The organism is Mesorhizobium sp. Primo-A (assembly GCF_003997175.1).
Classification (GTDB): domain Bacteria; phylum Pseudomonadota; class Alphaproteobacteria; order Rhizobiales; family Rhizobiaceae; genus Mesorhizobium; species Mesorhizobium ciceri.
This window is the reverse complement of the sequence record NZ_RZTG01000002.1, coordinates 374345-388534: the sequence shown is the minus strand read 5'-3', so window position 1 is coordinate 388534 and position 14190 is coordinate 374345. Positions and strand designations below refer to the sequence as shown.

Sequence of the window (14190 nt, the reverse complement as noted above, 5' to 3'; positions counted from 1 at the left end):
CCAGCTTTTCAGAGATTACTGATCCGCTTTAGGCCAGGTCGTGTACCCATAACCTTCGGCGTGATGCGATGAAGATCACGTCCGCTTTGCGCCGATAGCGACCAAGCTCGTGCGCCAGCGCGATATGTCGCAATGGGCCAGAAGCTGTCGTGGGGCCGCCGTGACAGATGCCTACCCGCGTGTCGTCAAAGTCGAGAGCTGGTCAGTATCGTAGCGGTTCCGCAGCTCAGCGAGGGCTTTTGGGTCCGGCGCACCCTGCGCCGCGAGTTTGGCAAGTTCTTCGAAGTAGCGTTCGTGGCCAGGCGGAGAGACGGTCATCAGCACGCGGGCGGGTCTCTCACTGACATTCGTGATGTCGTGCGGCACTCCCGGTGGAATGAACAGATAGGTTCCGGGCGTTGCGCGAACCGTCTTGTCGCCGACATGCCACGCACACTCGCCTTCGAGCAGGTAGAACGTCTCTTCCTGCACACGGTGAACATGCCGTCCGGTGGCGAATCCCGCTGGGATCGTCCAGTCGAACATGCTCGTGTGCTTGGTGTTTTCGCCGGTGACGAGGAAGACCATAGGTTGACCACGCAGCATGATCCCCTTCTTCTCGTCGGGCATGCGAATAATGGCATTGGCGCTCATAGGATCCTCCTTTGACTGGGTGCTTACTTCCGGCAAGCACCTGTGCGACATTGGCCGTCGATGCCGGGAAAGTCGTGAATTCGTTCCCAAAAATTTGCTAAAAGCGTTGGATGACAATCGGAGGCGACCTTTATCAGTTTGGCCCGTTCCGTCTCGATCAGGTGGCGGGCATTTTGTATCACGGCACCGAGCCAACCATGCTTGGGCAACGCGCCGTTTCGCTTCTGCGTTTGCTGCTCCAAAACGCGGGCGTACCGGTATCCAAAGACGCGCTGGTCGAAGCCGGCTGGGGCAAATTGGCGGTTGCCGACAACAACCTGACGGTCCAGATCGCGGCCTTGCGCCGGGTATTGGCCGACGCAGCGGATGCTGAGAGCTGGATCGAAACACTGCCGCGCCGAGGCTATCGCTATGTAGGACCGGCTGTTGCGACGAGTGTCCCTGATCGTTTTGCAGCCGCCCGCACCGCGTCGGCGCCGACCTTGCCTGAGAAGCCTTCCGTGGCGGTCCTGCCGTTCTCGAACTTGAGCGGAGATCCGCAACAGGAGTACTTCGCCGATGGAATGGTCGATGACATCATCACCGGCCTGGCACGCATAAAATGGCTTTTCGTTATCGCGCGAAACTCGACCTTCGCTTACAAAGGCCGCGCCGTGGACGTGAAGCAGGTCGGCAGCGAGCTTGGCGTACGATATGTCCTCGAAGGCAGCGTGCGCAAAGCTGGCGGTAGTGTGCGCGTAACCGCTCAGATGATCGATGCATCGACCGGCGCGCACGTGTGGGCCGAGCGCTACGACCGCAGTTCGGAGGACATTTTCGCGCTTCAGGACGAAATCGCGCTATCAGCGGTGGGCGCGATTGCTCCAAGCTTGCGAAAAGCGGAAATTGAACGTGTCAGGCGGAAGCGCCCAGAGAGTCTCGACGCATACGATCTCGTGCATGATCGCGCCGCTGCATTCACGGCATTAGACGCAGCCCTCGCCATTAGCCCGTCATCGGCGCTGACTTACATTCTTGGCAGCGTCGTTCTCGGATGGGCCGGCGAAGCAGAGCGCGCGATAGAATGGAGCGAGAAGGGTATCCGGCTAAGCCCGTTCGATTCGTGGGCTTGGGCCGCGTTTGACGCCCAAGCAATGAGCCATTTGCTGCGCGGGCGTTACGAAGAAGCTTGTCGCGCAGCCTACAAGTCCGTTCAAGCCAATCCGGCACACAGCATCACCTACGTGCAACTGACCGCTGCGCTCGCCAAACTCGGCCGGCTGGACGAAGCGAGGGCCGCCGCCGCGCGCGTGCGCGAGCTTCAGCCGGGCTTCCGCTACAGCCGCCAATTTGCTGGCGTGCGCTGTGCGCCAGCGCTCGCGGAGACTCTGGGAAGCGCGCTGCGGGACGCCGGATTGCCAGAGTGACGGCTGGGCGTCGAGGCGGACAGCGCTAGCGAGCCCATCTGGGGAGGAAGGTCGTGGTGAGGCGTTTCAATCAGCCACTCGATACAAAGTACCAAGACCTCCGAGCCAACGGCAAAGCCGCAAACTCTGATACTCTAGCCCGCCGACGGGGCATCCGCCTTGCCGTCGAGATGCGCCTTAAGCGCCATCTGGGCCAGGCTTGCCTGGCGATCGCGATGGGTGATCATGGCGAAGTCGCGTTTCGGCAATTCGAGCGGCACGGATCTGAGACTGCCTTCAGCCACGGCGCGGGCCACGACAAGCTCCGAAATGATGGTGGCGCCGGCTCCCGCCTCGACCGCCTGGCGGATAGCCTCGTTGCTCGGCAGCACCAAAAAAATCTGCAAGTCGGCGAGCGAAATGCCTTCGTGGCGCGCCAGATCCTCCAGCACTTCGCGTGTGCCCGAACCGCCCTCGCGGATGATCCAGCGCAGGTCCTTGATGTCGGAGTGGCCGGGCGCAACTTCGGCGATCTCCGGATGCGTGCTGGCAACCACCAGCATCAGCCTGTCGACGTCGACCTTGGTGCGGCGCAGGATGTCGGACTCGGTGCGCCCCTCGACCAGGCCGAGATCCGCCGCGCCATCGAGGACATTGGCCTCAACCTGCCTGGTGTTGCCGATGGAGACGCTCAGCCTGACGGCCGGATAGGCTTCATGGAAGGAAGCCAGCCGGCGCGGCAGCCAGTAGCTGGCGATGGTCTGGCTGGCGGCGATCGAGAGGCTGCCGGTGACGGTCTGCGAGACATGCTCCAGCACATTGCGGGCGGCGGCGGCCCGTTCGAGCACGGCCTTGGCCTCCGGCAGGAACCGGTGGCCGGTCTGGGCAAGCTCGATGTTGCGGCCGACCCGGTTGAACAGGTGGACGCCGTGCTGTTCTTCAAGCGCCCGGATGGCCGCCGATGCCGCCGACTGCGAAATGCCCAGCAGTTCCGCCGCCTTGGTCATGTGGCCGCGCTCGGCGACGGCGACGAAAATCCGCAACTGATCCAGGGTCATGTCCACATTAAGAACCAATATCGATCGAATTTACAAGAACAACTGATTAGACAGATCGATACCTTTATTCTAAGTTTTCCGGCGAAGTTAGAAAAAATTCGCCGAAAGATCGCAGAGAGCAGAATGATCGGGCGGCTCAGATCCCTGCTTGCGCATTGGACCCGCGGCTTAAGGCGGCGGCTGGCCGGCGATCGCTATCACCCGGAAGAGCACTATATGCGCGGCCCCGGGCCGAAGACGCGGGCCAAATCCATGCGCCGTACAGGCGCCACCGGATCATGATGCAGGGACCGCCGCGCGGCGCGAATTCGGCACCATCGCAACGCCCGCTTGCCGACACGCGAGCGCCCGATGAAGGCGACGGCGTCGACACCTCGCCTGCCGTTTCCGACAGCATCGCCAAGACGACCTGCTACATGTGCGCCTGCCGCTGCGGAATCGATGTACACATCAAGGATGGCAAGGTCCGCTACATCAACGGCAACAAGGACCACCCGGTCAATCGCGGCGTGATCTGCGGCAAGGGCAGCTCCGGCATCATGCAGCATTACAGCCCGGCAAGGCTGAAGAAGCCATTGCTGCGCGCCGGCCCGCGCGGCTCCGGCGAGTTCCGCGAGATCGAGTGGGAGGAGGCGTTTTCTATCGCTACGGAACGGCTGTCGAACATCCGCCGGACCGACCCCAGGAAACTCGCCTTCTTCACCGGCCGCGACCAGTCGCAGTCGCTGACCGGCTGGTGGGCGAGCCAGTTCGGTACGCCGAACTTCGCCGCCCATGGCGGCTTCTGTTCGGTCAACATGGCGGCCGGCGGCCTCTATACGATCGGCGGTTCGTTCTGGGAGTTCGGCGAGCCCGACTGGGACAACACCCGGTATTTCATGCTATTCGGTGTCGCCGAGGATCACGATTCCAACCCGATCAAGATCGGTCTCGGCAAGCTCAAGGCGCGCGGCGCCAAGGTCGTCTCGATCAATCCGTGCCGCACCGGCTACAATGCCATTGCCGATGACTGGATCGGCATCCGGCCCGGAACAGACGGCCTGTTCGTGTTCGCCCTCATCCACGAATTGCTCAAGGCGGGTCGCGTCGATCTCGAGTATCTGCTGCGCTACACCAATGCCCATGTTCTCGTCGTGCAGGAGCCAGGTGCTGCCGATGACGGGCTGTTCGTGCGCGATGCCGACGGCAATCCGCTGGCTTGGGACAGGGTGGCGAAGACACCGGTCAGCGCCGCCGATGCCGGTGCGAAACCGGCGCTGACCGGCAGCTTCACGATCGGCGGGCGCCGCTGCGTCCCGGTGTTCCAGCTGATCGCCGACCGCTACCTCGATGAGAGTTACGCACCGGACTCGGTCGCCGAGCGCTGCGGCATTGCCGCCGACACGATCCGCAGGATCGCCGCCGAACTCGCCCATGTCGCCTTCGAACAGACGATCGAATTGCCGATCGCCTGGACCGACTGGGCCGGGCGCCGCCACGAGACGATCAAGGGGCGGCCTGTCTCGATGCACGCCATGCGCGGCATCTCTGCCCATTCGAACGGTTTTCACACCTGCCGCGCCATCCATCTCCTTCAGGTGCTGTTGGGCACGGTGGATGTCCCCGGCGGCTTCCGCTTCAAGCCGCCCTACCCTCGATCCGCGCCGCCCGGACCGAAGCCGGCGGGCAAGACCGTCAAGCCGATGACGCCGCTCGACGGCATGCCGCTCGGCTTCGTCTGCGGGCCGGACGATTTGCTGGTCGGCGAGGCCGGCACGCCGCTTCGCATCGACAAGGCCTATTCGTGGGACGCGCCGCTGGCCGCGCACGGCCTGATGCACACCGTCATCCGCAACGCCTGGGCAGGCGATCCCTACAAGATCGACACGCTGATGATGTACATGTCGAACATGGCGTGGAATTCCTCGATGAACACCGTCGAGACCATGGCGATGCTGACCGACAGCGACGAAGCGGGCAACTACAAGATCCCTTTCATCATCTATTCCGACGCCTATTATTCCGAGACCGTGCCGTTCGCCGATCTGGTGCTGCCGGACACGACCTATCTCGAGCGCCACGACTGCATCAGCCTGCTCGACCGGCCGATCAGTCATGCCGACGGACCGGGCGACGCCATCCGCCATCCCGTCATCGAGCCCGACCGCGACGTCCGGCCGTTCCAGTCGGTGCTGATCGAACTCGGCGCCCGGCTCGGCCTGCCTGGTTTCGTCGATGAGGACGGCTCGGCCAGATACCGCGACTATGCCGACTACATCGTCAACCATGAGCGCACGCCCGGCATCGGCCCGCTCGCCGGCTGGCGCGGCAAGGATGGGACCTCGACCGGCAGGGGTGAGGCCAACCCGGACCAGTTGCAGCGCTACATCGACAATGGCGGCTTCTGGCATCATGATTTCGCGGACGACCAGCGCTATTACAAGATGGCCAACCGCTCCTATCTCGACTTCGCAGTGCAGATGGGTTTTATCCCGAAAGCCGAACCGATCGTTTTCCAGCTCTACTCGGAGCCTATGCAGCGCTTCAGGCTCGCCGCGCGTGGCCATGGCCGTGTGGTGCCGCCGAAAGGCGATCGCCAGCGCATCGAGACCTACATGGACCCGCTGCCCTTCTGGCACATGCCCTTCGAGGAAGCGGTCGTCGACCTCGAAAAATATCCGCTGCATGCGCTGACGCAGCGGCCGATGCACATGTACCACTCCTGGGGTTCGCAGAATGCGTGGCTGCGGCAGATCACCAGCCAGAACCGGCTGTTCGTGCATCACCGGACGGCAGCCGGTCTCGGCCTTGTCGATGACGACTGGGTGTGGATCGAAAGCATCAACGGCAGAGTGAAGGGGCAGATCAAGCTGATCGACGGGGTGAACGAAAGCACGGTCTGGACCTGGAACGCCATCGGCAAAAGGCGCGGCAGCTGGGGGCTGAAGGACGACGCGGCCGAGAGCAACCGCGGCTTCCTGCTCAACCATATCATCGGCGACCAGACCTCGGCCGACGCTCAGGGCAAACGCTATTCGAATTCCGATCCAGTGACGGGCCAGGCTGCGTGGTTCGACCTGCGCGTGCGCATCGTCAAATGCGCAGCCGAAGAAGCCGGGTTCACCGAGCCGCAGTTCCAGCGTTTCCTGCAGCCGCCGCATTTCGAATCCTCGCCCGACAGACTGACTTTCGGCGCCGAATTCCGCAGGGCGAGAGAGGCGACCAAATGACCTGTCTGCCAAGTCAAAGCGGCAAGAAGCTCGGCCTCGTCATCGATCTCGACACCTGCGTCGGCTGCCAGGCCTGCGTCACCGCCTGCAAGGAATGGAACACCGGCGGCCACATGGCGCCGCTGACCGACATCGATCCCTATGGCGGCCATGTCGACGGCGTCTGGTTCAACCGCGTGCACAGCTATGAGCACACCACCGAGATGGGCGGACGGACGGTGAACTTCCCGCGCTCCTGCCTGCATTGCGAGACGCCGGCCTGCGTCACCGTCTGCCCGACTGGCGCCTCCTACAAGCGGGCTTCGGACGGCATCGTGCTGATCGACGAGGACAAGTGCATCGGCTGCAAATTGTGCAGTTGGGCCTGTCCTTATGGAGCACGCGAATTCGACACCGATGTCGGGGTGATGAAGAAATGCACGCTGTGTGTCGACCGCATCTACAATGACAATCTGGCCGAAGAAGACCGCGTGCCGGCCTGCGTCGCCGCCTGCCCGACCAGCGCCCGGCATTTCGGTGATCTCGGCGATCCCCTGTCGGCGGTCTCGCAACTGGTGGCCGAGCGTGGCGGCGTCGACCTGATGCCGGAGCTCGGCTATCGCCCGACCAACAAATATTTGCCGCCGCGCGCCCACACCGCGCGCGCCGCATCGGTGGCCGCGCCGGCATTGGAACCGGTGCGGGCCGAAGGCGGTTTCCTCGGCTGGGTCGACCGCATGCTTTCGAATTGACCCATGCATCCAGCCTTCTCCGTCGTCTTCTTCACCACTGCCACCGGCGCGGGCTACGGCCTGCTCGCGCTGCTGGGCACGCTCGGAGGCTTCCAGATCATCCCACCCGATTTCTGGCTGGGCTTCATCGGCATGGGGCTGGCGCTCGGCCTGATCGTAGCCGGCCTGTTGTCCTCGACGGGTCATCTCGGCCGCCCCGAACGCGCCTGGCGGGCGTTCTCACAATGGCGCAGTTCATGGCTGTCGCGCGAAGGTGTTGCCTCGGTCATCACCTTCATTCCGGCGGGACTGTTCGGCATCGGTTGGATATTCTTCGGCAAGACCGATGGCTGGGTCGGCATCGCCGGATCTCTGGCCACCATCGGCGCAATCATCACCGTCTGCACCACCGGCATGATTTATGCGTCGCTGAAGCCGATCGCCCAATGGCATAGCCGCTTCACCCTGCCCGGCTATCTCATCTTCTCGGCAATGACCGGCAGCGTGCTGCTGAACGCGCTGCTGCAGGGCTTTGCGCTTGGTTCGAAGGTGCAGCTGGCGGCTTGCCTGCTGCTGACCTTGACCGGCTGGGGCTGGAAGCTGGCGACCTGGCGCTACAATGACCGGCTGGAGATCCCGACCACCGCCAACACCGCGACCGGGCTGGCGGGAGGTACGGTGCGGTCGCTGGAATGGCCGCATACCGAAGAGAATTACCTGCTCAAGGAAATGGGTTTCCGCATCGCGCGCAAGCATGGCGCGCGGCTGCGTCAGATCACGCAGCTTCTGGCCTTCGCGTTGCCCTTGGGGCTGCTCGCCATTGTGTTCGCCCTGCCCTGGCCGCCGGCAGCGTTGCTGTCGGTACTCGCTGCTGCAATCCAGTTCGCCGGCATGCTGGTCGAGCGCTGGCTGTTTTTTGCAGAGGCGAAGCACACGGTTACGCTTTATTACGGCAGGTAGGGCTGTTTAGCCCGGCCGCAGCATCGAGCCGGAAATGGCAAAGATGCGTTGGGCGCCCAGCATATAGGCCATCAGCGTGTCCAGCCGGAACAGCCCGGCATAGGCGCGGTCGAGAACGTTGAGCGAACCGGTATAGGCGCCGAAGGCCGGCATGATCATGCGGCCTCCGTCGCCGGCAAAGCAGCGCCGCCGCACCGAGCGGCCCTGCTGGACGATGCGGGCGCAGGGATGCAGATGGCCCGCTATTTCGCCTTCGACACGCTGCTTCGACGGCTCATGCCGGAACAGCAGCGAGCCGATGGCAAGTTCACGCACCGTCTCGCCAGGCAGGTCGGCTGGCGCTTCCGGGTCATGATTGCCGGCGACCCAGAACCATTGCCGGCCTGATATCAACGCCTCCAGCCGCTCGCGGAAGCTTGCATGCATGCGCTGGGCGCCACCGCCATCGTGAAAGCTGTCGCCCAGGCTGATGACGATAGACGGCTGGTAGTCAGCGATGACGGCCTGCAATCGCAGCAAGGTCGCGCCGGTGTCGTAGGGCGGGATCAGCGTGCCGCGGCGTGCCAGCGACGAACCCTTTTCCAGATGCAGATCGGACACGGCCAGAAGCCGCAGATCCGGAAAATAGAGCACGCCGCGCGGGTCGCAGACGGCGCGCTTGCCGGCGATGCCGACAAGATCGGCCTCGGCGATCAGCGATGTGCGCGCCAGCGAAAAATTCATTCCTCGACCATCTCCGGCCCCATGGCCTCTGCGACCAGCGTCGCCGCATCCATCAGCAATGTCTCATCGGCTTCGCCGTTCACCGGCATCTTGCCGATCTCGAGCATGATCGGCACGGCGAGCGGCGATATCTGTTCGAGTGCCTTATGCACGATTCGACCCTGGATGCGCGAGAGCATGTCGGCAAGTCTGCTGACATCGAGCAGGCCGGCCGCCGCATCGGCACGCGTCGCCTGCAGCAGGATGTGGTCCGGTTCATGGCTGCGCAGCACATCATAGATCAGGTCGGTCGAGACGGTGACCTGGCGGCCGCTCTTCTCCTGGCCAGGGTGGCGTTTCTCGATCAATCCGGAAATCAGCGCGCAGTTACGGAAGGTGCGCTTGAGAAGCCAGCTGTCGGCCAGCCAGGCTTCGAGGTCGTCGCCCAGCATGTCCTGGTCGAAAAGTGCGCTCAGCGAAGGCTTCCTGGCTTTGAACATCGCGCCCATGTCGCCCAGTGACCATATAGCCAGCGCATAATCGGTGGCGACGAAGCCGAGCGGCCTGGCTCCTGCCCTGTCGAGGCGGCGGGTGAGCAGCATGCCGAGCGTCTGGTGCGCCAGCCTGCCCTCGAACGGGTAAGCCACCAGATAGTGGCGATTGCCGCGTGGAAAGGTCTCGATCAGCAGGTCGTCGCGCTTGGGCAGCACCGATTTGTCGGCCTGGAAGCGCAGCCAGTCGGCGACCTGCTCGGGCAGCTTTTTCCATCGCTGCGGGTCATCGAGCATGATGCGGACCTGTTCGGCGAGATAGGTCGAAAGCGGAAACTTGCCGCCTCCATAATAGGGCACCTTGGCATCGCTGCCCGGCGCGTTCGACACGAAGCATTCATTCTCGCGGATGCCCTCGAAGCGCAGCACCTTGCCGGCGAACATGAACGTGTCGCCATGCGTCAACGTTTCGAGGAAGGCCTCCTCGATCTTGCCGAGGACCCGGCCGCCACGCGAAGCCGCGCCTTTGCTGCCGGCCTGCACATATCGAACATTCAGCGCCGGCACCTCGATGATGGTGCCGACATTCAGCCTGTATTGCTGGGCGACGCGCGGATTGGACACCCGCCACAACCCGTCCTTGTTCAAACGGATGCGGGCATAGCGCTCGTAGTTCTTGAGCGCATAGCCGCCGGTGGCAACGAAGTCGATGACGCGGTCGAATGTCGGCCGGTCGAGGCTGACATAGGGTGCTGCCGTTCGCACCTCCTCGTACAGGTCATCGGCACGGAACGGCGCGCCGCAGGCGCAGCCGAGCACATGCTGGGCCAGCACATCGAGCCCGCCATTGATCAACGGAGGCGTGTCCTGCGCGCCTAGATAGTTCGCGTCGAGGGCGGCCCGGCATTCCAGCACCTCAAAGCGGTTGGCGGGGATGAGGATCGCCTTGGACGGCTCGTCCATGCGGTGGTTGGCACGGCCGATGCGCTGTGCCAGTCGGCTCGCCCCCTTTGGCGCGCCGACATGCACCACCAGATCGACATCGCCCCAGTCGATGCCGAGATCGAGAGTCGAGGTGGCGACGATGGCGCGCAGCGCGTTTTCGCCCATCGCCTTCTCGACCCGCCGGCGCTGGGCGACGTCGAGCGAACCGTGATGCAGCGCGATCGGCAACGTGTCCTCGTTGACCCGCCACAATTCCTGGAACAGCAGCTCCGCCTGGCTGCGCGTGTTGACGAACAGCAGGGTCGTCTTGTGGCGCTTGATTTCGCGATAGATTTCCGGCGTGGCGTAGCGCGCAGAATGTCCCGCCCATGGCACGCGCTCTTCGGAGTCGAGGATGGAAATCTCCGGTTTCGCACCCCCGGTGACGACGATCAGTTCGGCCATGTCATGGCCTGTCGAACCCTTGGGTGGATTCTGGCTGACCAGCCAGCGCCGCAACTCGTCAGGTTCGGCCACCGTCGCCGATAGCCCGATGGTTTGCAGACCAGGGACAAAGCTGCGCAACCGTGCCAGGCCGAGCGCGAGCAGATGCCCGCGTTTCGATGTCACCAGCGAATGCAGTTCGTCGAGCACGACGTAGCGCAGATCTTCGAAGAAGCGTCTGGCATCGCCGGCCGCAATCAGCAGCGCCAGTTGTTCGGGCGTGGTCAGCAGGATATCGGGCGGCACCAGTTTCTGGCGCTGGCGCTTGTGCGCCGGCGTGTCGCCGGTGCGCGTCTCGATGGTGACGGGCAGCCCGATCTCTTCCACCGGTTTGCCGAGATTACGCTCGATATCGACGGCAAGCGCCTTCAACGGCGAGATGTAGAGCGTGTGGATACCGCGCTGCGCCTGGCCCGGCTTTCTCTTTGGCCGGTTGGCCAGTTCGGTCAGCGAAGGCAGGAAGCCGGCCAGCGTCTTGCCGGCACCGGTCGGCGCGATCAGCAGGACCGACTGACCGGCCTGGGCCTTCGCCAGAAGTTCGATCTGATGGGCGCGCGGCGACCAGCCTTTCTCGCCAAACCATCTGAGGAATGGTTCGGGCAGGGCCACGGCGGCATTCTGTTCGGCAAGGCGCGGCTCAACTGTCACCCGCCAGAGGTAGCGCGACGGCGCGCGAACGCCAAGGAAAATCGGAACAAAAGGTGATCGAGGTGAGCTTTCCTCGCCCCGGTACGGGGAGAGGATGCCGGCAGGCAGGTGGGGGGCGGCGCGAACCTCTCAATGCTGGCGCTGTCCCTCATCCGCCCTCGGGCACCTTCTCCCCGTGAACGGGGCGAAGGAAGAAAGGCTACGGCCTCCTGAACCCTGTCGGGCCACCATAGAGATAACCGATGCGGTCAACCGCATCCTTCAGGCCTTCGCGCGACACCAGCATGGTGTGGCCGTTGGCGTGGATCATCGTGTCGGCATCGGTCATGACGGCGACATGGCCCTTCCAGAACACCAGATCGCCGCGTCGCAAGCCGGAGAAATCAGGTCCCGGTTCCAGCGGCTCGCCAAGGGCCGCAGCCTGCATGTCGGAATCGCGCAGCACGTCTCTGCCGGCCATGCGCATCGCCAGTTGCACCAGCCCCGAACAGTCGATGCCGAAACCGGAAGTGCCACCCCAGAGATAGGGTGTTCCTAGAAACGCCTCGGCAACCGCGACATAGTCGGACACAGCTTCACTGAGCGGCCGCAGGTGACCTGCGATCAGCGCCTCGCCGGACGGCAGGACCGCATAGTGCGTACCGCGCGTCTCGGCCGCCTCCGTCACTGTCACCGTCGATCCCATCGACAATTGTCCGGCGATCGGAAAGCGCAGATCCGGCGCGGGATAGAGGAAGGTGCGCGGCACGCAGACGATGTGCGTCGGCGTATGGTCCCGTTTGCCCAGCATCGTGTCGGCGACATAGCCGACATAGCCGTCGCGTTCGGCCTGGACCCAGGCCCAGCCTTCAGCGACATCGAAGACCAGGACATCGTCGCCGAACAGGGCTTGCGTGTTGACGCCGGCATCCGCCCGCGGCGCCTTGCGCATATCGGCCACTGACGCGATGACCCGCGCCGGCCGGCCGGCGACGAAGCGGTCAGCGGCGACCTCACCCTTCAGCCGTGCATCGGCAAGGTCCGAGCGAAAAGCGTGAAGGCGGGCATCCCTGGCAGTCAAATCGAGCACTCTGTTGAAAAGGTCGCTCACATCGGCAGTTCGAGCGCCTTGGCGATGATACCATCGCCGAAGCGCTCGACAAAGAGCGCGCCCTCGACCGTGCGCCTGATCAGAACATTGCGCTTGTCGAGCTCGTCGCGATGGCGCGAGACGAGTTTCAAAGCGCCCATCGTGTCAAGGGCGCGGGTGATCACCGGCTTGGTGACATTGAGCCGGGCGGCGAGCCCGCGCACGGTGTGCGGCGGCGGATCGAGATAGATGGTGAACAGGATTGCCGTCTGGCGCATGGTCAGATCGGGCGCGTCGTCGCGCACCTGCGACAGCATCACCTGCTGCCACAGTCGCAAGGCCTGGCTCGGGCGCATCGCAATCGACATCGCGCCAGCATGACGGCAAATTGTTTCGGTTCCGTTTCAGTCAAAGCGATTGCCGTCTTTCGCCTGCGACTGTCAGCCATAGCGTTTCGCGATGATCCGCTCCAGCGCGCGGATGCCCTGTGCCTCGCCGCCGGCGGGGCCATGCGGACGATCAGCCGGATTCCAGGCGAAGATGTCGAAATGCGCCCAGCCCGCGGTTTTTTCGACAAAGCGCTTCAGGAACAACGCCGCTGTGATCGAGCCGGCGAAACCGTCCGTGGTGACATTGTTGATGTCGGCGATCTTCGACGACAGTTTTGCATCGTAGGGCCGCCACAGCGGCATGCGCCACAGCGGATCCTCCGTCGCGACGGAAGCCTCCGCCAGATCGGATGCCAGCGTTTCGTCGCCGGTGTAGAACGGTGGCAGATCGGGGCCGAGCGCGACACGGGCAGCCCCGGTCAGCGTCGCCATGTCGACCAGAAGCTGCGGCTCCTCCTCGTCGGCCAGCGCCAGCGCGTCGGCCAGCACCAGCCGTCCCTCGGCATCCGTGTTGCCGATCTCGACAGTGATGCCCTTGCGGCTCATCAGCACGTCGCCAGGCCGGAAGGCGTTGCCGGCAATCGAATTTTCCACCGCGGGAATGAGCACGCGCAGCCGCACATTCAGCCCGGCAGCCATGATCATCGAGGCGAGGCCAAGGACATTGGCGGCACCGCCCATGTCCTTCTTCATCAGCAGCATGCCGGACGATGGCTTGATGTCGAGGCCGCCCGTGTCGAAGCAGACGCCCTTGCCGACCAGCGTCACCTTCGGTGCGTCTTGCTGTCCCCATCGCATGTCGATCAAGCGCGGTGCGCTGGTCGACGCACGGCCGACCGCATGGATCATCGGGAAGTTCCGGTCGAGGAGATCGTCACCCTTGATCACCGAGACTTCGGCCTTGTGCCTGGCGGCCAGGGTCCGCACCGCCTGCTCCAAATCTTCCGGACCCATATCGCTGGTCGGCGTGTTGACCAGATCGCGTGTCAGGAAGACGCCATCGACAATGCGGCGAACGCGCCCGGCATCGACGTCGGCCGGCAGGCCGAAGCGCAGCGCCCTGCCTGGCTTCTTGCCGTAGCGGGTGAAGACATAACCGCCGAGCAGCAGCGCGATCGCCGCGAGTTCGGCCTCGGCCGGCGCCAAGGCGAAATGCCAGTCGCCTTCCGGCAAGGCTTTCGACAATGCGCCGAGGGCAAGCGCGCCTTCGCCATCGCCGATACCGAACAAGGCGCCGCCGAGCGCCCCGTTTTCGCCGGGCACGACCAGTGTCCTGCCTGCCTCGCCGGAAAAGCCGTTGGCCCTGGCCCAGGCGATGGCGGCCGGCGCAAGACCGGCCGCGTCCAGACCGTCCCTGGCGACCAGATGGACCGGCAACGCGCCCGGCAATGTCTTCCCGACGAGTTCGACAGGCATGCGATGTTCTCCGTGTGAGTCGCCGTTCTTAACCGTCCGTTAGGGTTAACAGAATATTTCTGCGAGAGGGAAGACGGCCACGCAATGGCCGC

Annotated in this window: 11 protein-coding genes; 4 read left to right on the top strand and 7 right to left on the bottom strand. The window is 64.0% G+C overall.

Annotation, left to right across the window (positions count from 1 at the left end; genetic code table 11):
- Nucleotides 1–171: 171 nt before the first annotated feature.
- On the bottom strand, nt 172–633 hold the full coding sequence (locus EOC83_RS04625; RefSeq protein ID WP_013533666.1) for a cupin domain-containing protein: 462 nt from the start codon (nt 631–633) through the stop codon (nt 172–174).
- A 110-nt stretch (nt 634–743) separates the two neighbouring features.
- Here EOC83_RS04625 and EOC83_RS04620 point away from each other — a divergent pair, with 110 nt between their 5' ends.
- Entirely contained in the window at nt 744–2039 is a 1296-nt protein-coding gene (locus EOC83_RS04620) for a winged helix-turn-helix domain-containing tetratricopeptide repeat protein (RefSeq protein WP_063170006.1), read from the top strand.
- Between the two features lie 134 nt (nt 2040–2173).
- Here the strand turns inward: EOC83_RS04620 and EOC83_RS04615 are convergent, their stop codons facing one another.
- Nucleotides 2174–3076: a LysR family transcriptional regulator gene (locus EOC83_RS04615; protein ID WP_063170005.1), complete on the bottom strand. Its 903-nt coding sequence runs from the start codon at nt 3074–3076 to the stop codon at nt 2174–2176.
- A 278-nt stretch (nt 3077–3354) separates the two neighbouring features.
- On the opposite strand from EOC83_RS04615, the gene EOC83_RS04610 reads away from it, so the two are divergent.
- The 3 genes from EOC83_RS04610 to EOC83_RS04600 are packed head-to-tail and all read left to right on the top strand — an operon-like array spanning nt 3355 to nt 7955.
- Nucleotides 3355–6285 (top strand): molybdopterin oxidoreductase family protein, encoded by a 2931-nt coding sequence (locus EOC83_RS04610; RefSeq protein WP_063170004.1) that lies wholly within the window; start codon nt 3355–3357, stop codon nt 6283–6285.
- Nucleotides 6282–7016, top strand: a complete 735-nt coding sequence (locus EOC83_RS04605; protein ID WP_063170003.1) for a 4Fe-4S dicluster domain-containing protein — start codon at nt 6282–6284, stop codon at nt 7014–7016. Before EOC83_RS04610 ends, EOC83_RS04605 begins: the two co-directional genes overlap by 4 nt.
- A gap of 3 nt (nt 7017–7019) precedes the next feature.
- Nucleotides 7020–7955 (top strand): DmsC/YnfH family molybdoenzyme membrane anchor subunit, encoded by a 936-nt coding sequence (locus tag EOC83_RS04600; RefSeq protein ID WP_063170002.1) that lies wholly within the window; start codon nt 7020–7022, stop codon nt 7953–7955.
- A 6-nt stretch (nt 7956–7961) separates the two neighbouring features.
- Here the strand turns inward: EOC83_RS04600 and pdeM are convergent, their stop codons facing one another.
- The 5 genes from pdeM to EOC83_RS04575 all read right to left on the bottom strand — a co-directional run bounded on the left by pdeM (nt 7962) and on the right by EOC83_RS04575 (nt 14098).
- The gene (gene pdeM, locus EOC83_RS04595; RefSeq protein ID WP_063170001.1) at nt 7962–8678 is read right to left on the bottom strand and encodes a ligase-associated DNA damage response endonuclease PdeM; all 717 of its coding nucleotides are present in this window, start codon (nt 8676–8678) and stop codon (nt 7962–7964) included.
- The gene (locus EOC83_RS04590; protein ID WP_063170000.1) at nt 8675–11224 is read right to left on the bottom strand and encodes a ligase-associated DNA damage response DEXH box helicase; all 2550 of its coding nucleotides are present in this window, start codon (nt 11222–11224) and stop codon (nt 8675–8677) included. The genes pdeM and EOC83_RS04590 overlap by 4 nt, the downstream gene beginning before the upstream one ends.
- Before the next feature lie 199 nt (nt 11225–11423).
- Nucleotides 11424–12284, bottom strand: a complete 861-nt coding sequence (locus tag EOC83_RS04585; RefSeq protein ID WP_063170457.1) for an NlpC/P60 family protein — start codon at nt 12282–12284, stop codon at nt 11424–11426.
- A gap of 26 nt (nt 12285–12310) precedes the next feature.
- Nucleotides 12311–12661, bottom strand: coding sequence for a MarR family winged helix-turn-helix transcriptional regulator (locus EOC83_RS04580; protein WP_013533675.1), 351 nt, complete (start codon nt 12659–12661; stop codon nt 12311–12313).
- 72 nt (nt 12662–12733) lie between these two features.
- Nucleotides 12734–14098, bottom strand: a complete 1365-nt coding sequence (locus tag EOC83_RS04575) for a M17 family metallopeptidase (RefSeq protein ID WP_063169999.1) — start codon at nt 14096–14098, stop codon at nt 12734–12736.
- Nucleotides 14099–14190: the final 92 nt, after the last annotated feature.